Here is an 18,803-nt window from a genome sequence, read left to right as displayed (position 1 = left end):
CGCCAAGCGGAATTTCGAGCGGGATTTCGTTACACCGTGAGCAAGCGGCGAGTAATCGCGCGCTCAAACAGTGAAAGATGTGCGGAATCGTTCGATTCCGTTGCGCCGACGCACTTCTGCGTTGTCGGCGCGTGCGCGCCGGAAGAATGAGGGCAGCGCGAAGATTCAGTGCCGGCAGGTTAGTCGATTTGTGCGTTGCACACAACGCGCAAATGTTAAGAATGCAGAAACCTGAACGAGCGTGTTCAGAATGGATTAAGCAAAAGATAAAATGGTAAAAAGCTGTTTTGTCTCAAAGTATCTTTGTAAACAGGTATACAAAGTGTAATTTGAAAATAGTTTACTTTTTACTGTTTGCGTCGACGCGCTCGATCGCAAGCACCGAGATTCCGGGTGCAGTGAGATTGCCGGTAGTGCCGGCAGCGTGCTCATCGAGCACCGCGAGCGAGACGCCTCGCTCGCCGTCGGCGCGCGCGGAGCAGACGACAATTGCGCCTTCGCCCAGCGACGCTCCTGGCTCGGGCAGTCGCGTCGCGCCGAATACGATGCGGTGCAAATGACGCTTGTTGTTGCCCTTGAAATGCAGGCGGGCGACGATTTCCTGGCCGGGATAGCAACCCTTGTTCGTGCTCGTCGCAGCGAGCGCATTGAGTCCGATCCAGGCAGGCAGCAGCTTGTCCTCGAGCGCGGGCGCCAGTGTGACGAGACCGGCCTCGATGTCGGCCAGAGCGTTTGCGTTGCGCGCGACTTCGGAAGCATCCGCGTCGGCGGCGGTGTCGGCTTTGGTCAGCGTCAGTCGACGCGGAAGCGAGCCGGGCAGAATGATTGCGCGGGAGTCGAGACTGTATTCGATGCGTTTCGCTTGCGCCGACTTGTCATCGTCGTCGAGCGACAGACGTTCGACGAATGCGCCGCCGTGTTCGATTGCGCGCAGTGTTACTTTGGCGCGCAACACGTAGCGCGCGAGCGCGTCGCGCAAACTCGCCGCCGAACCGCCGCGCAGGATCAGACGTAAATGCTCGTCGTCGTCGCGCAGCAGGTGGAAAAACGCACGCACTCGACCTTGCGCCGACAGCCACGCGGACCACTGCCAGGACCCGCTCGCCAGCTCATCGAGATTGCTGGAGAACTGAGCTTGGGCGAACGCAATCGCATCGGGGCCAGCAATTTCGACGATCTGCAGAGCAGGCAGCGCGACGCGGTTGAAAGTGCTCATGGGTATGGGTTCCGATTTTTTGGGGCACTCAAAAACCGTGACGAGCGACGGGAATTTGGATCGCCGGAGCGCAGGAACCAGAGCATACAAACAGTATCTGAGGATTCCGAGCGCCGCCGGCGCGGAAATTATCGAGCGCTGTAGGTTTTCGAGGGGCGCTGGCCCGATTCCGTCGTGATCCCTGTAATCGGGCAGATCGCTGCGCGCAGCATGTCAGGAATCGAGGCCAAGCGTTATAATTGTGCATTGCGGGAAACATGGAGATTTCCCGCGCGTTGTCAAGCGAACATGGGCAAGCCTCACATCATGCCGACTCAGCCAATCGAAACCACCCCGGTCGCGCAAACACCGTACGATCGTGCCGAGACGGTATCATCCGCGGTGCCGTCGCCCCCGGCGAAGCCGCTGCCGAAGGAGATCGGCGGGCGCAAGGGACTCGAGCCCACGCGCTACGGTGACTGGGAGAAGAACGGTCGTTGCGTCGACTTCTGACTGCGCGCCGCATCCCGATTCAACCCGAAGTAGCCACATACAAGGTTCCGTATGCCGCAAAATGCCCGCCCGATTTCACCGCACCTGCAAATCTATCGCTGGCCGCTCGCTATGGCACTATCGATCGTGCACCGCGCGACCGGCATTGCGCTGGCCGCTGGCACCTTGCTGCTCGTATGGGTGTTGCTTGCGCTCGCGAATGGCGCCGAGGCCTGGGCCGGCGCACGTGCGTTCTGCGGCTCGCCGCTCGGCCTCGTCCTGCTTTTCGGCTGGAGCTGGTCGCTGTGTTTCCATCTCGCCAACGGCATTCGTCACCTGTTCTGGGATGTCGGTAAAGGCTATTCCATCCAGCAGGCGCGCAGCTCCGGCTGGGTCGTCGTCATCGTGAGCCTCGTGTTCACCGGCCTGATCTGGGCCTGCGTGATTGCCCAGGGAGGCGCGAAATGAGCAGCCAGGATTTCCGCACTCCGTTGAAGCGCGTGCGCGGACTCGGTTCCGCGAAGAGCGGTACCCAGCACTTCATCGTTCAGCGCGTGACCGCGGTCGCACTCGTTCCGCTGTCGCTGTGGGCGATCTTCCTCGCCCTCGCGCTCGTGCATGCCGACTACGCCCAGGCACGCGCAATGCTGCACCACCATTTCGCCGCGGTATGGCTCAGCGCATTCGTGATCGCGATGTTCTGGCATGCCCAACTCGGCCTGCAGGTGGTGATCGAAGACTACGTGCACACGCCGTGGCTCGAAGTCGTCTCGCAGCTTGCGGTGAAATTCTTCTGCATCGCCGGCGCGATCACGAGCGTGTTCGCGATCGTGCGCGTCGCTCTCGCCTAGCAGCAACAGGAAACGAACAACAATGTCGGCTTACAAGATCACCGAACACAAATACGACATGGTCGTCGTCGGCGCCGGCGGCGCGGGCTTGCGCGCGACCTTCGGCCTCGCTGCGAAGGGCTTGAAGACCGTTTGCCTGACCAAGGTGTTTCCGACGCGCTCGCACACGGTGGCGGCGCAGGGTGGCATCTCGGCTGCGCTCGGCAACATGGGCGAGGACAACTGGCGCTACCACTTCTACGACACCATCAAGGGCTCGGATTGGCTCGGCGACCAGGACGCGATCCAGTACATGTGCCAGACCGCGCCGGCTGCGGTGGTCGAGCTCGAACATTACGGCGTGCCGTTCTCGCGCACGGAAGAAGGCAAGATCTACCAGCGTCCGTTCGGCGGCATGACCACGCGCTACGGCGAAGGTCCGCCGGCGCAGCGCACCTGCGCCGCTGCCGATCGCACCGGCCACGCGATGCTGCACACGCTGTACCAGCAGTCGCTAGCGCACGACGCGCAGTTCAAGGTCGAATATTTCGCACTCGACCTGATCTTCGATGCCCACGGCGCCTGCCGCGGCGTGCTCGCGCTCGACATGGCCGAGGGTACGCTGCACCTGTTTCGCGCGCACGGCATCGTGCTCGCCACAGGCGGCTACGGCCGTGCCTACTTCAGCGCGACCTCGGCGCACACCTGCACGGGCGACGGCACGGGCCTCGCGGCCCGCGCCGGCCTGGCCTTGCAGGACATGGAATTCGTGCAGTTCCACCCGACCGGAATCTACGGCGCCGGTTGCCTGATCACCGAAGGCGTGCGCGGCGAAGGCGGCATCCTGCGCAATTCGAACGGTGAGCGCTTCATGGAACGCTACGCGCCGCACTACAAGGATCTCGCATCGCGCGACGTCGTCTCGCGCTCGATGACGATCGAAATCCGCGAAGGTCGCGGCGTCGGCGAGCACAAGGATCACATCCTGCTCGACCTGACCCACCTCGGCCCCGAAGTCATCCATGAAAAGCTGCCCGGCATCGCCGAGAGCGCGCGCATCTTCGCGGGCGTCGACGTGACCAAGCAGCCGATCCCGGTGCTGCCGACCGTGCACTACAACATGGGCGGCATTCCGACCAACTACCACGGCGAAGTCGTGCAGAAATTCGGCGACGACCCGGACAAGGTCGTCGAAGGCCTGTACGCGATCGGCGAAGCGGCGTGCGTCTCGGTCCACGGTGCGAACCGCCTCGGCTCCAACTCGCTGCTCGATCTGGTCGTGTTCGGCCGTGCGGTCGCGAACCGCGCCGCCGAGACGATCAAGTCGGGCGCCTCGCACGTCGAGCTGCCCGCAGACGCCTGCGACGCGGCGCTGGCCAATCTCGACAAATTGCGCAACGCCAAGGGCTCGCGCGCGACTGCCGACGTGCGCCTCGACATGCAGCGCACGATGCAGAGCGACGCCGCGGTGTTCCGCACCGCATCCAGCCTGCAGGAAGGCTGCGCGAAGATGGCGAAGATCTTCACCTCGTTCGAGGACGTGCGCGTCAGCGACCGCTCGCTGGTGTGGAACTCCGACTTGATCGAGACCTACGAGTTGCAGAACCTGCTGTACAACGCCGTTGCGACGATCAACTCGGCCGAGCAGCGCCACGAATCGCGCGGCGCGCACGCACGCGAGGATTTCCCCGAGCGCGACGACGTCAACTGGATGAAGCATACGCTGGTCAAGGTCGACGCCAAGGGCGCCTGCAGCTTCGACTACCGGCCGGTGCATATGAACACGCTGACCGACGAAGTGGCGCCAGTGCCGCCGAAGGCGCGCGTTTATTGATTTTTGCCCGTCATCCCGGCGCGAGCCGGTCGCCGAATCGATAATAGGTAGCAGACATGGCTGAGTTCACTCTTCCGAAGAATTCCAAGGTCCAGAAGGGCAAGAAGTACCCGGCGAAGGCGGGCGCGAAGAACGTGCGCACGTTCCGCGTCTACCGCTGGAACGAGGACGACGGCCAAAACCCTCACATCGACGAGTACGAAGTCGACATGGATTCATGTGGGCCGATGGTTCTCGACGCGCTGATCAAGATCAAGAACGAGATCGACTCGACGCTGACTTTCCGTCGTTCCTGTCGCGAGGGCATCTGCGGCTCGTGCGCGATGAACATCGACGGCAGCAACACGCTGGCCTGTACCAAGGCCTGCGACGAGATCAAGGGCGACGTGAAGATCTATCCGTTACCGCACATGCCGGTGGTGAAGGATCTCGTGCCTGACCTGACCAACTTCTATGCGCAGTACGCCGCGGTCAAGCCGTGGTTGCGCACGCAGACGCCGCCGCCGCCCGACCGTGAGCGCCTGCAGTCGAAGGAGGACCGCGCCAAGCTCGACGGTCTCTACGAGTGCATTCTCTGTGCATCCTGCTCTACCGCCTGCCCAAGTTACTGGTGGAACGGCGACAAGTACCTCGGCCCCGCGGCGCTGTTGCAGGCGTATCGATTCATCGCCGACTCGCGCGATGAGGAGACCGGTGCGCGCCTGGACGAGCTCGAAGATCCGTTCAAGCTCTATCGTTGCCACACGATCATGAACTGCACGAACACCTGTCCGAAGGGCTTGAACCCGGCCAAGGCGATCGGCGAGATCAAGAAATTGATGGTCGAGCGCAAGGGCGTGTAAAACGGTTGCGCACGTTACGCGCCGCCGGTGCTCGGAATCCAGGTACACGCATGTACACTCCGCTTCCTGCGTGCCGTCGACGCAATCTGCCTTAGCACGCGACGGTTTTTAGTTCATAGGGGCGGCCGATGGATGCGCGTTTGATCTTCTGGCCCGCAGTGGCCATGGTCGCACTGACTTTCGTCGTGCAGATGCGCATGTACGCCACGCGCATCGGCGAGATGAAACGCGAACGCATTCATCCGCAGTCGATCGCCAACTCTGCGCAGGCGGCGGCGCGGCTCACGGACACGCGCGCCGCCGATAATTTCCGCAATTTGTTCGAGATGCCGGTGCTGTTCTACGCGGCCCTGGCTGTCGCGGTTCTCTCTGCGCAAGTCAATGCCGTCACCTTGGGGCTGGCATGGGCATTCGTCGCGCTGCGCGTCGCCCACAGCGCGATCCAGTGCGGCTACAACAAGGTGATGCACCGTTTCTACGCCTATGTGGCGAGCAGTTTTGCGCTATGGATACTCTGGGGCGTGCTTGCCTGGGGGCTGCTCAGGTGAGCGAAACGGGTCGCCTGCGTTGGCGCTGCCGGCGCGGCATGCGCGAACTCGACCAGCTGCTCGGCGGGTGGCTGGATACGCATTACGCTCGGGCAGACGAGACGGCGAAGGCGGCGTTCGCCGAACTGCTCGAACAGCCGGACCCGGAGCTGTGGCGTTGGCTACAGGGGCACGGCGCGCCGGACGACCTGCGTTTCCGTCGCATCATCGATGAAATCCGTACCCGCGATCGCGTTTGACTACCGGCCGTCGCGCTGGCTGTTGCTCGCCCTCGTCGTGATCGCCGCGCTCGCGCTGATCGCGATCGCGCTGTGCGGGCTGAATGCCTGGATCAAGCTCGTGCTGGCCGCGCTGGTGGCAGCTTACGCACTGCATTCGTCGCGGAGATTCCTGCGTCCGCCGTTCGTGCACATCATGTGGCACTCCGCCGGCCATTGGCGGCTGCATGATGTCGCCGAACGCGAGCAGGTCGGCGAGCTCCACCATGCGGTGGTGCTCGGCGCGCTGATCGTGCTCATGCTGCGCGTCGATCCGAAACGAATCTGCTCGTTCGTGCTGTTGCCGGACAATGTCGACGAGGAAATCCGGCGACGCCTGCGTGTGCGCTTGGCGCGCGCCAATTCGACCGCAGGTCATTGAAGATATCGGCTGTGCGATCCGCTGTGCATCAGTGCGAAGAGAAAAGTCCCGGGCAAAAGAAAACCGGCCTCTTGCGAGGCCGGTTGTCCCTGTGTGCATCCCTGCGTTGGAGTTAAATCGGAAATGGTGGGGTAAAGAGGAATTTCAAGCCTCAGAAGCGATATTCCGCGCTGACCGAGAACAGGCTCGGGTCGAGGTTCAACCGGTTCGTGCTCGTCTTGTAGTAGTCGTAGTTCAGGCCGAGCGAGAGGTTGTTGCTGAAATCGTAGCCGAAGCCCGCACCGGCATACCATTTGGTGCTGCTGTCGTCGACGTAGGTCGACACGGTCTCGTTGGTCCAGCCTTTCGTGTCGGCACGGAACAGGCCCGCGCGGCCGGATACATACCACTGCGGGGCCACGTTGAAGCGACCGTTGACACCGGCGGTCCAACCCTTCACTGAAGCGTGGCCGAGGCCGAGTCCACTGTAGGCACCCTTGGTGTCGAACTTGCCCAGGTCGGTGTAGCCGCCTTCGACGCCGAGCGCGACGTTCGGATTGAGCAGCCAGCGATAGCCGGCATTGATGCCGTAACCCGTGTCGTTGTCGTCGTACAAGCCCTTGTCGAGGCTGGAGCGGCCGATGTTGCCGTTGACGAAGGCGCCACCGGCGCCGTCGGCGGCATGGGTGACAGCCGGCAAAGCAGCCAGCGAAGCGGTAGCGAGGGCGATAGCGAACAGCGTATTTTTCATGGGGTGTCTCCGTTGCTTTTGTTGTTGCGTAGTGAATCGACAAAGCGCGCCCGAAGGCCGCGTCGCATCGGCGGTCGTTGTGACCGCCTCATGCTCGGATACCAAGTAAGGCTGCGGAGTTTAATTTCAACACCGAACGGTTTATTAAATGTTCAAGTAGATGAAAGCGCGTACAGGAACCTGTCTGCGCGGCCGCGGTCGAACTGACGCGCGTGCGGGTGGCAACGTACAATTGCGGTTATTGCCGACGCTGCGCGCGGCAATAACTGTCGGCGTTGAAGCGACCCAAGAGCCGGTCGCTAACGCCGACGGTCGACTCCTCTGCGAATTTGCAGCTTTTTCGTAAACGGATTTCCAACTGCATGTTTCATCCGCTGCAACTGTTCATCGGCCTGCGCTACACGCGCGCCAAGCGCCGCAATCACTTCATCTCGTTCATTTCGCTCGTGTCGATGCTCGGCATCGCGGTCGGCGTGATGGCGTTGATCGCGGTGATGAGTGTGATGAACGGTTTCCAGGGCGACATGCAGGAACGCATCCTCGGCATGGTCGCGCACGCCTCGATCGAGAGCGTCGACGGTGGCATTGCAGATTGGCGCGACACCGTGAAGAAAGTGGAGAACAGCCCGCATGTAGTCGGCGCGGCGCCGTATCTCGATGCGCAGGCGATGTTGCGTGGGCGGCGCACTGGCTATGCCGTGGTACACGGCATCGTGCCCGAGCAGGAGCCGAAGGTGTCGAACGTCGGGGACAAGTTGCTTTCCGGCTCGCTTGCGCAGCTCACGCCTGGCAGTTTCCACGTCATCCTCGGCAACGAGCTGGCGATGCAGCTCGGCGTGCGCGTCGGCGACAAAGTCACGATGATTGTGGCCGAGGCCAGCGTCACGCCGGTCGGCGCGGTACCCCGTTCGAAGAACTGCGAGGTCGTCGGCGTATTCTCAGTCGGCTTCGCCGAGTACGACACTGGCGTCGCGCTGATGAACCTGGACGACACAGTGACCTTGCTGCGCGCCGAGGGGGCCGGCGGGATCCGCCTCAAGCTCGACGACATGTTCGATGCGTACAAGATCGCGTCCGGCTTGCGCGATAGATTCGAACGACAATACTTCCGCATCACGACATGGGAAACGAGCCACCAGAACTTCTTCAGCGCGGTGAAGATGGAGAAGACGGTGATGTTCATCATCCTCTCGCTGATCGTCGGCGTCGCCGCGTTCAATCTCGTCTCGACGCTGATCATGCTCGTCACCGACAAGCAGGCCGACATTGCGATCTTGCGCACGCTCGGCATCTCGCCGAACAAGGTCATGGGCATCTTCACCGTACAGGGCGTGATCGTCGGTAGCTTCGGAATTCTCTTGGGCTTGGTCGGCGGCGTGCTGCTCGCGTGGAACATCCCGGTCGTGGCGAAGTGGCTCGAGCACACATTCAACTTCGAGATCCTGCCGGCGGACATCTACTACATCAACGAGGTGCCGTCCGACCTGCATTGGAGCGATGTCGGCTGGGTTGCCGCGATCGCGTGGGTGTTCTGCCTGCTCGCGACCTTGTACCCGGCCTGGCGCGCGGCGCGTACGCAACCGGCAGCGGCGCTGCGCTATGAGTGATGCGATGAACAACGACATTGTCCTGCGCGCGCGCAACGTCGCCAAGACCTATGCCGAAGGCAAGCTGCACACTCCGGTGCTGAGCAATGTGAGCTTCGAGCTCGCGCGTGCCTCGACGCTTGCGATCGTCGGCGCCTCAGGCACGGGCAAGAGCACGCTGCTGCATATTCTCGGCGGACTCGATACCTTGAGTTCCGGCGAGGTCGAAGTCGAGGGCCGTGCGATGTCGAAGCTGTCCGACCGCGAGCGCGGCGAGCTGCGTAATCGTTCGCTCGGCTTCATTTATCAATTTCATCATCTGCTGCCCGAATTCACCGCGCTCGAGAACGTGGCGATGCCGCTCTTGATCCGCGGCACGAAGGTCGCCGAGGCGAAGCAGCGCGCCAACGAGCTGCTCGAACGCGTCGGCCTCGCGCATCGCACCGCGCACAAGCCGGGCGAGTTGTCCGGCGGTGAGCGCCAGCGCTGTGCAGTTGCGCGCGCACTGGTCACGCGCCCGGCCTGCGTGCTCGGCGACGAGCCGACCGGCAATCTCGACGAGAAAAATGCCGCGCAGGTCTACGCGCTGATGCTCGAGCTCAACCGCGAGATCGGCACGAGCTTCGTCCTCGTCACCCACGATCGCACGCTCGCGCGGCGCATGGATCGCGTGCTCGAACTGCATGGCGGCGGTCTGACCGAACCTTTGCAGGCGTAAGCCGCTGCGAACAAGTATCCTTCCCCCGGGGACGGGAGGGGAAACATGAGGTTTCCATTGCCGCAATTGTTCAGCGTCGCGACTGCCGTTGCGCTGCTCGCGGGTGCGGTCGCGGTGCAGGCGTTGACCGCGCTGCCTTCGCTCTGGTTGACGATCTCCGTTGCGATTGCCGGCCTCATTCTGGCCTCGCGGCATAGCCGCTGGCGCTGGCTCGGCTACGTATTGCTCGGCGCGGCATGGACCGTTTGGCGCGCGGACCTCGCGCTGTCGGCGCGGTTGCCTGCGGCGCTCGAGGGCGAAGACATCGTCGTCACCGGTGCCGTGCTCGGCCTGCCGTATGCACAGGACGACGCCACCCGTTTCGATCTCGCCGTCGCCGCGGCCGAGCGCGCCGGTCAGTCGGTTCCGCTCTCCGGCACGCTGCGCCTGCACTGGTACGCGAGCGAAAAGACTGTCGTTCCCGACATCGAACCCTGCTCGCGCTGGCGCCTGCATGTGCGCCTGAAACGACCGCGCGGCCTGATCGATCCAGGCGCGTTCGACTTCGAACGTTATGCGCTGGCCGAGGGCATCAACGCCACCGGCTACGTGCGCGAGGACACGCTCAACGCGGCGACGGGCGAGCGCACGTTTTGCGTCGAGCACCTGCGCCGACGCATCTCGCAAGGCATCGCCGACACGCTCGGAACCGGTCCGCAGAGCGATGTGTTGCGGGCGCTCGCGTTCGGGGATCAGCGCGCGATGGACGAGCACGAATGGAACGTCGCGCGCGCGACGGGTATTCCGCACCTGATCGCCATTTCCGGCTTGCATATCGCGCTGTTCGCGGGCTTCGGCGTGCTGTTCGTGCGCGGACTGTGGAAGCTCGCGCCGCGGTTGACCCTGCGCTGGCCGGCGCCGCTGATCGAGGCGCTCGCAAGCATCGCCTTCGCACTTGGCTACGCAGCGATCTCGGGGCTCGGGCTGCCAACCCGCAGGGCGTTGGTCATGATCGGCATGCTGCTTGCCGCAAACCTCGTGCGCCGCGCGCGTGCGCCCGTGCACGGACTCGCGTTCGCGGTGATCGCGCTGCTCGCGTTCGATCCGCTATGCGTGCTCAGCGCAGGATTCTGGCTGTCATTCGTCGGTGTGGCCTGGTTGATGTTCTGCCTCGGCGGCCGCGGCGAGCGTCGGTCCTGGTGGCGCGAGATGATCGGCGCGCAAGGCGTCGCCAGCCTCGGCCTGCTGCCGCTGACGATCTGGTTCTTCGGCCAGAGTTCGCTGATCGGGCCGTTGGCGAACCTGATCGCCGTGCCGGTGGTCTGCTTCCTGATCCTGCCGTTCGGCGTTGCCGGCGCTCTTTTACAGCTGGTGGTGCCCGCGCTGGGCGCTCCGCTGCTCACGCTGGCGGGATACGCAATGCTCGCGCTGTGGCGGCTGCTCGAACAAATGGCCGATTGGCCTGGCGCGCTGTGGTATTTCCCGGAGCCGAGCGCCTGGGCGTTCGCGCTGGCGATGCTCGGCGCCGCATGGTTGCTGTTGCCGCGCGGCATGCCGGCGCGTGGCCTCGGCTTCGTCCTGTTCCTGCCGCTGCTGGTTCCCGCGCGCCATGTGCTGGCCGATGGCGAATTCGAAGCGCTGATGCTCGATGTCGGGCAGGGCCTGTCGGTCGTCGTGCGCACGCGCGACCACACCCTCGTCTACGACGCCGGCGCGCGTTTTCCTTCGGGTTTCGATCTCGGCGAGGCCGCGGTGGTACCGGCATTGCATGCGATCGGCATCACGCGCCTCGATAAGCTGATCGTCAGCCATGGCGACAACGATCACGCCGGCGGCGCGGCGGCGGTGCTCGCCGCATTTCCGCATGCGGCCGTGAGCGGTGGCGAGCCGGAGCGCCTGCACGTGGCGGCGACGCAGTGCCTGGCCGGCGAGGCGTGGAGCTGGAACGGCGTGACCTTCCGCATCGTGCATCCGCACGAGCCGCTGTCCGCGAAGAACAACGACCGCTGCTGCGTGCTTGAAGTGCGCAGCGGCGACAGCGCCCTGCTGCTGACCGGCGACATCACCGCGACCGTGGAAGCCGAGGTAGCCGCGGCGCTGGCGCCGGTCGCGGCGCATACGCTGCTGCAGGTGCCGCATCACGGCAGCAAGACGTCGTCGAGCCCTGCGTTCATCGACGCGCTCGAGCCGGAACTGGCCCTGGTCTCATCGGGCTACCGCAATCATTTCAATCATCCGAGTCCCGCGATCGTCGCGCGCTATCGCGCGGCGGGCGTGTCGTTGCTGGACACGCCGCACAGCGGTTTTGCCGATTTCCGTTTCGCCGCGGACGCCGCACCGCGACTGATCGAGCAGGGTCGGATCGACCGACATCCGTACTGGCGCGAATGAGTACCGATGACGAGGATCGAGCGGAAAAAGGGGAATCGTCGAGTCCGTCACCAAACGCGCTAAGCCAATACGTTTCGCTGGTATGATTCGCAGTCGAAGCGGAAGCCTGAGAGGAATGTTGCGTGCTGGAAATTCTGATGGCCGGCGGTTGGGCGATGTTGCCCATCGTGATCTGTTCGGCGATCGCGATCGCGATCATCCTCGAACGCTTCTGGACCCTGCGGCGCAGCTCGGTGATTCCGCCCGGCCTGACGACGCAGGTGCGTGAGTGGGCGCGTAACCGCCAGCTCGATCCGCAGCACGTGGAGACGCTGCGCGACAACTCGCCGCTCGGCGAGATTCTCGCCGCGGCGCTGAGCGTGCGCATGCGCTCGCGCGAGATCATGAAGGAGCGGGTCGAGGATACCGGTCGCCACGTAGTGCATCGGCTCGAGCGCTTCCTCAACACGCTCGGCACGATCGCGCTGATCTCACCACTGCTCGGCCTGCTTGGCACCGTGTTCGGCCTGATCCGCATGTTCTTTGCGGTGATGGTTTCCGGCGTCGGCGATCCGCTCAAGATGGCCGGCGGCATCGGCGAGGCGCTGGTGTGCACGGCCGCAGGCCTGTGCGTGGCGATCCCGGCGTACTTCTTCCACCGCTATTTTCGCGGCCTCGTCACCGACTACGTCGTCGACATGGAGAAGGACGTGATCGTGCTGATGGACGAACTTTCCGCGCATTCCGAAAGCGTGGCCGCGGCGCGCGCCGCGCGTCCGCGCGACGCCGTGACGGTCGCCCAGGAAACCGCCTGAATGCGGCTCGGTGCCACCCGCAACGACGACTTCGAGATCAATGTGATCTCGCTGATCGACGTCATGCTTACGCTGCTGATGTTCTTCGTCATGACGACGACCTTCGTCCAGCATTCGGCGATGAAGGTGACTCTGCCCGAGGCGTCGGAGACGGCGGGCGAGCCGCAGCGCGAGGCTCTGATCATCATGGTCGACGCGAACAGCCACTACTTCGTCGACAACAACGAAGTACTCAATCCGGCGGTCGACACGCTCAAGGAAGCGATCGCGCGCATCGGCGGAGACAATCGCGACCGCCAGGTCGTGCTGCGCGCCGACGCGATGACGCCGCACCAGGCCGTGGTCACCGCGATGGACGCGCTCGGCCAGCTCGGCTTCACCCACCTCTCGATCGCGACGACGCGCAGTAAGGACGCCACGGGCAAGCCTGCCGGCCCATGAGCGACGCCGCGAAACCGTCGTTCCTCGCGACCTATCGGCGCTTGCTCGGCTATCTGCGGCCGTCATGGCGCGTGGTCGCGTTCGCGTTGTTAGGCATGACGCTCGATGCGACCTGCTCGGCACTGTTCGCCAATTCGATCAAGAAAATCGTCGACGAGGTATTCACCGAACACGACAAGTTCTGGGTGTTCTGGATGCCGTTTTTCATCATCGCGATTTTCGCCGTGCGCGGCATCGGTACCTATCTCACCGACTACGGCATGGCGCGCGTCGCGCGTGGCATCGTGCATCGCCTGCGCAACGAAGTGTTTGCGAGTTATCTCGAACTGCCTGCCGCGCATTTCGCGAGCGAAACCTCGGGGCAGATGATTTCGCGCCTGACTTTCACGGTCGAACAGGTCGCGTCGGCCTGCACCGATTCCCTGAAAATCCTCATCCTGCATTCGCTGACGATCATCGGTTACGTCGTCGTCATGCTCAGCATGAGCGTGCGCCTGACCGCCGCGCTGTTCGTGCTCGCGCCGATCATCGCCTTGATCGTCTCCACGGTCAGCAAGCGTTACCGTCGCATCGCGCCGCGCATTCAGCACTCAATGGGCGAGGTCACCGGTACGATAGACGAGGTCGTCAGCGCCCAGCGCGAGGTGAAAATCTACGGCGGCCAGATCTACGAGCGCGAGCGCTTCGACCGGGTGGCGAATGAGAATCGTCGACTCAACCTGAAGATCGCGGCAACGAATGCGCTGTCGACGTCCACGGTGCAGATCGTCGCCGCGTTCGCGATCGCATCGGTGATTTTCGTCGCGACGCGCCCCGGCATCATCGCGCATATCACCGCCGGCGAATTCATGTCCATCATCGTGGCGATGAGCGTGATGCTGACTTCGATCAAGCAGCTCACCACGGTGCAGGCCAACATGCAGCGTGGCATCGTCGCGGCCGAAGACCTGTTCGGCGTGCTCGATGCGCCAGGCGAGCCCGATACGGGTACACGGTCGATCACACAGTGCAGCGGCGAGATCGATCTGCGTGGCGTTTCGTTCCGCTATGCGGGCCAGCACAGCGACGCGCTCGATGGCGTGGATCTGCGCTGCGCGCCGGGCACGGTCACCGCGCTGGTCGGGCGCTCGGGCAGCGGCAAGTCCAGCCTGGTCAGTCTGGTGCCGCGCTTCCATGAGCCCACGGCGGGCGAGATCCGCCTGGATGGAGTCGCGCTCGCCGATTACCGCCTGGCCGAGCTGCGCGCGCAAATCGCCTGGGTCGGTCAACATGTGGTGCTGTTCAACGACACGATTGCGCGCAACATCGCCTATGGCGCGCTCGCCGGCGCCTCGCGCGAGGCGATCGAAGCCGCGGCGCGTGCGGCGAACGCAATGGAATTCATCGAACGCCTGCCGCTCGGCCTCGATGCGCCGGTGGGCGAGGGTGGGGCGCAGCTCTCCGGCGGCCAGCGTCAGCGCATCGCGATCGCGCGCGCGATCCTCAAGGACGCGCCGATCCTGATTCTCGACGAAGCGACGAGTGCGCTCGACACCGAGTCGGAGCGTCTGATCCAGGACGCACTCAGCCGCCTGATGACACGTCGAACGGTGCTGGTGATCGCCCATCGTCTTTCCACGATCGAGCATGCCGACCAGATCGCCGTGCTCGACGAAGGCCGCATCGTCGAGCGCGGCACGCACGCGGAACTGATCGCGGCCGGCGGCAAGTATGCGGCGCTGCATCGCCTGCAGTTCCACGAGTCGACAACTTAATCATGCCGGCGATGCCGGCATTCCGTTTATCTCTGCTCTTGCTCTCGGCGTGATGAAACCATCGCAGCGACTGCCCGAAATCTGGTACGGCGCCGAATCTTCTCCCTTCTGGCTGCGTGCGCTTGTGCCCGTTTATCGCGTGCTGCGCGCGCTACATCGTGCACCATACACTCTGGGTCGGAAAAAACCGCAGCACCTGCCCGTACCGATCATCGTCGTCGGCAACATTACGGTCGGCGGCACGGGCAAGACCCCACTCGTGATTGCGCTCGTCGAGGCATTGCGTGCGCGCGGGCACAGACCCGGCGTGATCAGCCGTGGCTACGGCGGCGCGGCCATTGCTGTCGAAGTGCTCGATGCGGACAGCGACGCCGCGCGCGTCGGTGACGAACCGCTGTTGATCCGTGAGGCGACGGGCGTGCCGGTCGCGGTCGGTCGCGACCGCGCCGCGGCGGGACGCCTGCTGCTTGCCGGTCACGATTGCGACGTGCTCGTCGCCGACGATGGCCTGCAACATGTCGCGCTTTTCCGCGATGTCGAGATATGCGTCATCGACGGCGAGCGTCGCTTCGGCAACGGCCTGCTGTTGCCGGCCGGGCCGCTGCGCGATCCACTGTCGCGGCTGGATTCGATCGACTTCCTTGTCTGCAATGGCGGCCAGGCATGGGCGGGCGAAGTCCCCATGCAGCTCGTCGGCGACACGGCGGTTTCCTTGCTCGCTCCGGCACCGCAGAAGCCGCTGCGCGAATTCGCCGGGCGTCGCGCGCATGCCGTCGCCGGCATCGGCAACCCGGCGCGCTTTTTCGCGATGCTGCGCGCTGCGGGCATAGAGGTCGTCGAGCACGCGTTCGCCGACCATCATGCCTACGTCGCGAGCGATCTCGACTTTGGCGACGATGCGCCCGTGCTCATGACCGCGAAGGATGCGGTCAAATGCCGCGCGTTTGCTCGCCCGGAGCACTGGCAGGTGCCGGTGCGGGCTGACCTCCCGCAAGCTTTTTTCGACGCGGTCTGCGCGCACCTCGTCGATTTCAACAAACGCTAACGTTTTTTCCATTGACAAGCCTCGGCCGCGCGACTACCTTGCGCGCACCTTTCTTGCCGAGGACGTCCGTCCGTGGACCCTTGCAGTAGATTCTCCACTGCAGTCAACCCGACTTTTCCACGCGGATAGTTCCCTTGCGGCGCGCTATCCCGTTGCGGATAGCTTGCCGACGCCAACGCCTCTCCTGGCATTCCCGTCGCCGAACTGCCACAAAGTCCGGGCAAACTGCTCGATTTGTGCGATTTGTATGACGGGAAGCCTCTCATGCTGAAATTCTCGATCGCGGCGATGCTGATCGGCGGCAACGGCCGCAACGGCGCGCGCAACGAAGCGGCCGCGCGTATCGCCGCGGAACTGACTGCGCTCGCGCAGCTGAATTCCGACGACGCCTTGGCCAGGCTCAATCCGGGCGGGCAGGCGCTCAATCCGGAGCAGGTTGCCGAACGCCTGGAAAAATACGGGCCGAACGTCGTCGCCCAGGAAAAGAAAAAGCCTTTCCTGCTCGAAATCGGCGAGCGTTTCATCACCAATCCGATCAACATCCTGTTGACTGCGCTCGCGCTGATCACCTGGTTCACGGGCGAGGAAACCAGCGACAAGATCGGCGCGGTGATCATGTTCGCAATGGTCGTCATGGCCGTGTTCGTCGCCTATTTCCAGGAGGCGCGTTCGAGCAATGCAGTAGAGCAGTTGCGCAAGATGGTCAGCAATACGGCGACGGCGAAGCGCGAAGTCGAGGAGCCCGCGCCGGGTAGCGACGAAGATGCCGCGCCGGTGCGCGCAGTGAAGAAGCTCGAAGTGCCGATCGATCAACTCGTGCCGGGCGACTTCGTGTTCCTGTCTGCGGGCGACATGGTGCCCGCAGACCTGCGCCTGATCGCGGCCAAGGATCTGTTCATCAACCAATCCGCGCTGACTGGCGAGTCGATGCCGGTCGAGAAGTTCGCAGTAGCCGACGCCAAGGCGCCGAACGCGCTCGAAGCGAAGTCACTGTGCTTCATGGGCTCGAACGTGGTCTCGGGCAGCGCGACCGCGGTCGTCGCCGCGACTGGTGCGAACACCTATTTCGGCGCACTCGCAGGTTCGCTTGTCGGTCAACGCGTGCAGACGAGTTTCGACAAGGGCGTGTCGCGTTTCGCCTGGCTGATGATCCGCTTCATGGCGGTGATGGTGCCGATCGTGTTCCTGATCAACGGCGTCACCAAGGGCAGCTGGTTCGAAGCGTTCATGTTCGCCGTCGCGGTGGCGGTCGGCCTGACGCCGGAAATGCTGCCGATGATCGTCGCGATCAACCTCGCCAAGGGTGCGCTGAAGATGGCGAAGAAGGACGTCATCGTGAAGCGTCTCAACGCGATCCAGAATTTCGGCGCGATCGACGTGCTGTGCACGGACAAGACCGGCACGCTGACCCAGGACAGGGTCATCCTCGAACGCCATACCGACATCTACGGCGACGAAAACGCGAAGGTGCTCGAGTTCGCCTGGCTCAACAGCTTCCATCAGACCGGCCTACGCAACCTGCTCGACGAGGCTGTCCTCGATGCGGTGCACGATGCGGATACTGTGCAGCATCTGCATGCCGAATACGCCCTAGTCGATGAGGTGCCGTTCGACTTCACCCGCCGGCGCATGTCGGTGATCGTCAAGGCCAACAGCACCGGCAAGCACTTCATCATCTCCAAGGGTGCGGTCGCCGAGATGCTCGCGGTGTGTTCGAGCCTGGCGCACGAGGACGACTACTACGTGTTGAGTCCGCAGCGACTCAAGGAAGTGAAGGATGTCGCTCACGAGATGAACGAGGACGGTTTCCGCGCGCTTGCAATCGGCGTACGCGAGATCGAGGCCAAGGCCGCCTATTCGCGCGACGACGAGAAGGACCTAACGATGATGGGCTTCGTCGCCTTCCTCGATCCGCCGAAGGACTCGGCGGCCGATGCGATCACGGCGCTCAACGCGAACGGTGTCGCGGTGAAGATCCTGACCGGCGACAACGACACGGTCACGCGCAATGTCTGCCGCCAGGTCGGCATACAAGTGGACAAGTGGCTGACCGGGCCGAAGATCGAGGCGATGAGCGACGAGGAGCTCATGCTCGCCACGCGCGACACGCCGGTGTTCGCGCGCCTCAACCCGCAGCAGAAGGTGCGCGTGGTCGAGGCCTTGCACCGCGACGGCCATGTCGTTGGTTTCATGGGTGACGGCATCAACGACGGTCCGGCGCTGCGCGCGGCCGACGTCGGCATCAGCGTCGACACCGCGGTCGATATCGCCAAGGAGTCGGCCGACATCATCCTGCTCGAAAAGAGCCTGCTCGTGCTCGAGGAAGGCGTGCTTGAAGGCCGCAAGGTGTTCGGCAACATCTTGAAGTACATCAAGATGACCGCGTCGTCGAACTTCGGCAACATGTTCTCGATGATCGGTGCGTCGATCCTGCTGCCGTTCCTGCCGATGCTGCCGGTGCAGATCTTGCTCAACAACCTGCTTTACGATTTCTCGCAGACCGCGGTCGCTTCGGACGAGGTCGACCAGGAATACCTTGCCAAGCCGCGGCAATGGGACCTGAAGGGCATCGCGCGTTTTATGGTCGGCATCGGTCCGGTCTCCTCGATCTTCGACTATGTCACCTTCGCCGTGCTCTGGTTCGTCATCGGCGCGAACACGAGCGCCCACGCGAGCCTGTTCCAGACCGGCTGGTTCATCGAGTCGTTGCTGTCGCAGACCCTGGTCGTTCACGTGATCCGCACCGGCCGAATTCCGTTCCTGCAGAGCCGCGCGAGCCTGCCGCTCACTGTCGCCGGCGTGGTGATCTGCATCGTCGGCATCCTGCTGACCGCGCTGCCGATCGGCGCCTGGTTCGGCTTCTCGCCGCTGCCGGCCATTTGGTGGCCGATCCTCGCTGCAATCCTCGTTGCCTATATGGCGCTGACCCAGGTAGTGAAGAGCTGGATGGTCAGGCGTTACGGATTGCTCTGAGCGCCGGATCGG

General features: G+C 63.7%; 18 protein-coding genes. 16 read left to right on the top strand and 2 right to left on the bottom strand.

Features of this window, described 5'->3' with window-relative positions:
- Positions 1–340: 340 nt before the first annotated feature.
- Entirely contained in the window at positions 341–1,216 is an 876-nt protein-coding gene (gene ygfZ / locus F455_RS21365; RefSeq protein ID WP_018974720.1) for a CAF17-like 4Fe-4S cluster assembly/insertion protein YgfZ, read from the bottom strand.
- Positions 1,217–1,522: 306 nt separating this feature from the next.
- Between ygfZ and F455_RS23515 the strand changes: the two genes are divergently transcribed.
- From F455_RS23515 to F455_RS0117990, 8 genes are all read left to right on the top strand, one after another.
- Complete coding sequence (locus F455_RS23515; protein WP_245540021.1) at positions 1,523–1,708, top strand: DUF1674 domain-containing protein; 186 nt, start codon at positions 1,523–1,525, stop codon at positions 1,706–1,708.
- A 51-nt stretch (positions 1,709–1,759) separates the two neighbouring features.
- Complete coding sequence (sdhC, locus tag F455_RS0118020; RefSeq protein ID WP_018974718.1) at positions 1,760–2,155, top strand: succinate dehydrogenase, cytochrome b556 subunit; 396 nt, start codon at positions 1,760–1,762, stop codon at positions 2,153–2,155.
- Positions 2,152–2,538, top strand: a complete 387-nt coding sequence (gene sdhD, locus F455_RS0118015; protein WP_018974717.1) for a succinate dehydrogenase, hydrophobic membrane anchor protein — start codon at positions 2,152–2,154, stop codon at positions 2,536–2,538. Before sdhC ends, sdhD begins: the two co-directional genes overlap by 4 nt.
- 22 nt (positions 2,539–2,560) lie before the next feature.
- Positions 2,561–4,351, top strand: a complete 1,791-nt coding sequence (gene sdhA / locus F455_RS0118010; RefSeq protein ID WP_018974716.1) for a succinate dehydrogenase flavoprotein subunit — start codon at positions 2,561–2,563, stop codon at positions 4,349–4,351.
- Positions 4,352–4,407: 56 nt separating this feature from the next.
- Positions 4,408–5,193: a succinate dehydrogenase iron-sulfur subunit gene (locus F455_RS0118005; protein ID WP_018974715.1), complete on the top strand. Its 786-nt coding sequence runs from the start codon at positions 4,408–4,410 to the stop codon at positions 5,191–5,193.
- Between the two features lie 128 nt (positions 5,194–5,321).
- Positions 5,322–5,741 carry an MAPEG family protein gene (locus F455_RS0118000; RefSeq protein ID WP_018974714.1) on the top strand — a complete coding sequence of 140 codons (420 nt, stop codon included), beginning with the start codon at positions 5,322–5,324 and terminating at the stop codon, positions 5,739–5,741.
- A gap of 38 nt (positions 5,742–5,779) precedes the next feature.
- On the top strand, positions 5,780–5,980 hold the full coding sequence (locus tag F455_RS0117995) for an FAD assembly factor SdhE (RefSeq protein ID WP_425413748.1): 201 nt from the start codon (positions 5,780–5,782) through the stop codon (positions 5,978–5,980).
- Positions 5,952–6,380 (top strand): protein YgfX, encoded by a 429-nt coding sequence (locus F455_RS0117990; protein WP_018974712.1) that lies wholly within the window; start codon positions 5,952–5,954, stop codon positions 6,378–6,380. The genes F455_RS0117995 and F455_RS0117990 overlap by 29 nt, the downstream gene beginning before the upstream one ends.
- Positions 6,381–6,531: 151 nt before the next feature.
- Here the strand turns inward: F455_RS0117990 and F455_RS0117985 are convergent, their stop codons facing one another.
- Positions 6,532–7,110: a porin family protein gene (locus F455_RS0117985; RefSeq protein ID WP_018974711.1), complete on the bottom strand. Its 579-nt coding sequence runs from the start codon at positions 7,108–7,110 to the stop codon at positions 6,532–6,534.
- Positions 7,111–7,472: 362 nt separating this feature from the next.
- Here F455_RS0117985 and F455_RS0117980 point away from each other — a divergent pair, with 362 nt between their 5' ends.
- From F455_RS0117980 to mgtA, 8 genes are all read left to right on the top strand, one after another.
- Positions 7,473–8,717 carry a lipoprotein-releasing ABC transporter permease subunit gene (locus tag F455_RS0117980; protein WP_018974710.1) on the top strand — a complete coding sequence of 415 codons (1,245 nt, stop codon included), beginning with the start codon at positions 7,473–7,475 and terminating at the stop codon, positions 8,715–8,717.
- A 4-nt stretch (positions 8,718–8,721) separates the two neighbouring features.
- Positions 8,722–9,414, top strand: a complete 693-nt coding sequence (gene lolD / locus F455_RS0117975) for a lipoprotein-releasing ABC transporter ATP-binding protein LolD (RefSeq protein WP_026293515.1) — start codon at positions 8,722–8,724, stop codon at positions 9,412–9,414.
- Between the two features lie 45 nt (positions 9,415–9,459).
- On the top strand, positions 9,460–11,784 hold the full coding sequence (locus F455_RS0117970) for a DNA internalization-related competence protein ComEC/Rec2 (protein ID WP_018974708.1): 2,325 nt from the start codon (positions 9,460–9,462) through the stop codon (positions 11,782–11,784).
- Positions 11,785–11,906: 122 nt separating this feature from the next.
- Positions 11,907–12,578: a MotA/TolQ/ExbB proton channel family protein gene (locus F455_RS0117965; RefSeq protein ID WP_245540020.1), complete on the top strand. Its 672-nt coding sequence runs from the start codon at positions 11,907–11,909 to the stop codon at positions 12,576–12,578.
- Complete coding sequence (locus F455_RS0117960) at positions 12,579–13,019, top strand: ExbD/TolR family protein (RefSeq protein ID WP_018974706.1); 441 nt, start codon at positions 12,579–12,581, stop codon at positions 13,017–13,019.
- Complete coding sequence (msbA, locus tag F455_RS0117955) at positions 13,016–14,773, top strand: lipid A export permease/ATP-binding protein MsbA (RefSeq protein ID WP_018974705.1); 1,758 nt, start codon at positions 13,016–13,018, stop codon at positions 14,771–14,773. The genes F455_RS0117960 and msbA overlap by 4 nt, the downstream gene beginning before the upstream one ends.
- Positions 14,774–14,825: 52 nt before the next feature.
- Positions 14,826–15,818 (top strand): tetraacyldisaccharide 4'-kinase, encoded by a 993-nt coding sequence (gene lpxK, locus F455_RS0117950; protein ID WP_018974704.1) that lies wholly within the window; start codon positions 14,826–14,828, stop codon positions 15,816–15,818.
- Positions 15,819–16,082: 264 nt separating this feature from the next.
- Positions 16,083–18,791 (top strand): magnesium-translocating P-type ATPase, encoded by a 2,709-nt coding sequence (gene mgtA, locus F455_RS0117945; RefSeq protein WP_018974703.1) that lies wholly within the window; start codon positions 16,083–16,085, stop codon positions 18,789–18,791.
- Positions 18,792–18,803 lie beyond the last annotated feature (12 nt).

The sequence above is a fragment of the Rudaea cellulosilytica DSM 22992 genome, assembly GCF_000378125.1.
Classification (GTDB): domain Bacteria; phylum Pseudomonadota; class Gammaproteobacteria; order Xanthomonadales; family Rhodanobacteraceae; genus Rudaea; species Rudaea cellulosilytica.
This window is presented reverse-complemented; position numbering and strand designations above follow the sequence as displayed.

Coding starts and splice junctions, on each gene's coding strand:
- ygfZ (WP_018974720.1), bottom strand. CDS start 1,216: ATGAGCACTTTCAACCGCGTCGCGCTGCCTGCTCTGCAGATCGTCGAA.
- F455_RS23515 (WP_245540021.1), top strand. CDS start 1,523: ATGCCGACTCAGCCAATCGAAACCACCCCGGTCGCGCAAACACCGTAC.
- sdhC (WP_018974718.1), top strand. CDS start 1,760: ATGCCGCAAAATGCCCGCCCGATTTCACCGCACCTGCAAATCTATCGC.
- sdhD (WP_018974717.1), top strand. CDS start 2,152: ATGAGCAGCCAGGATTTCCGCACTCCGTTGAAGCGCGTGCGCGGACTC.
- sdhA (WP_018974716.1), top strand. CDS start 2,561: ATGTCGGCTTACAAGATCACCGAACACAAATACGACATGGTCGTCGTC.
- F455_RS0118005 (WP_018974715.1), top strand. CDS start 4,408: ATGGCTGAGTTCACTCTTCCGAAGAATTCCAAGGTCCAGAAGGGCAAG.
- F455_RS0118000 (WP_018974714.1), top strand. CDS start 5,322: ATGGATGCGCGTTTGATCTTCTGGCCCGCAGTGGCCATGGTCGCACTG.
- F455_RS0117995 (WP_425413748.1), top strand. CDS start 5,780: ATGCGCGAACTCGACCAGCTGCTCGGCGGGTGGCTGGATACGCATTAC.
- F455_RS0117990 (WP_018974712.1), top strand. CDS start 5,952: ATGAAATCCGTACCCGCGATCGCGTTTGACTACCGGCCGTCGCGCTGG.
- F455_RS0117985 (WP_018974711.1), bottom strand. CDS start 7,110: ATGAAAAATACGCTGTTCGCTATCGCCCTCGCTACCGCTTCGCTGGCT.
- F455_RS0117980 (WP_018974710.1), top strand. CDS start 7,473: ATGTTTCATCCGCTGCAACTGTTCATCGGCCTGCGCTACACGCGCGCC.
- lolD (WP_026293515.1), top strand. CDS start 8,722: ATGAACAACGACATTGTCCTGCGCGCGCGCAACGTCGCCAAGACCTAT.
- F455_RS0117970 (WP_018974708.1), top strand. CDS start 9,460: ATGAGGTTTCCATTGCCGCAATTGTTCAGCGTCGCGACTGCCGTTGCG.
- F455_RS0117960 (WP_018974706.1), top strand. CDS start 12,579: ATGCGGCTCGGTGCCACCCGCAACGACGACTTCGAGATCAATGTGATC.
- msbA (WP_018974705.1), top strand. CDS start 13,016: ATGAGCGACGCCGCGAAACCGTCGTTCCTCGCGACCTATCGGCGCTTG.
- lpxK (WP_018974704.1), top strand. CDS start 14,826: ATGAAACCATCGCAGCGACTGCCCGAAATCTGGTACGGCGCCGAATCT.
- mgtA (WP_018974703.1), top strand. CDS start 16,083: ATGCTGAAATTCTCGATCGCGGCGATGCTGATCGGCGGCAACGGCCGC.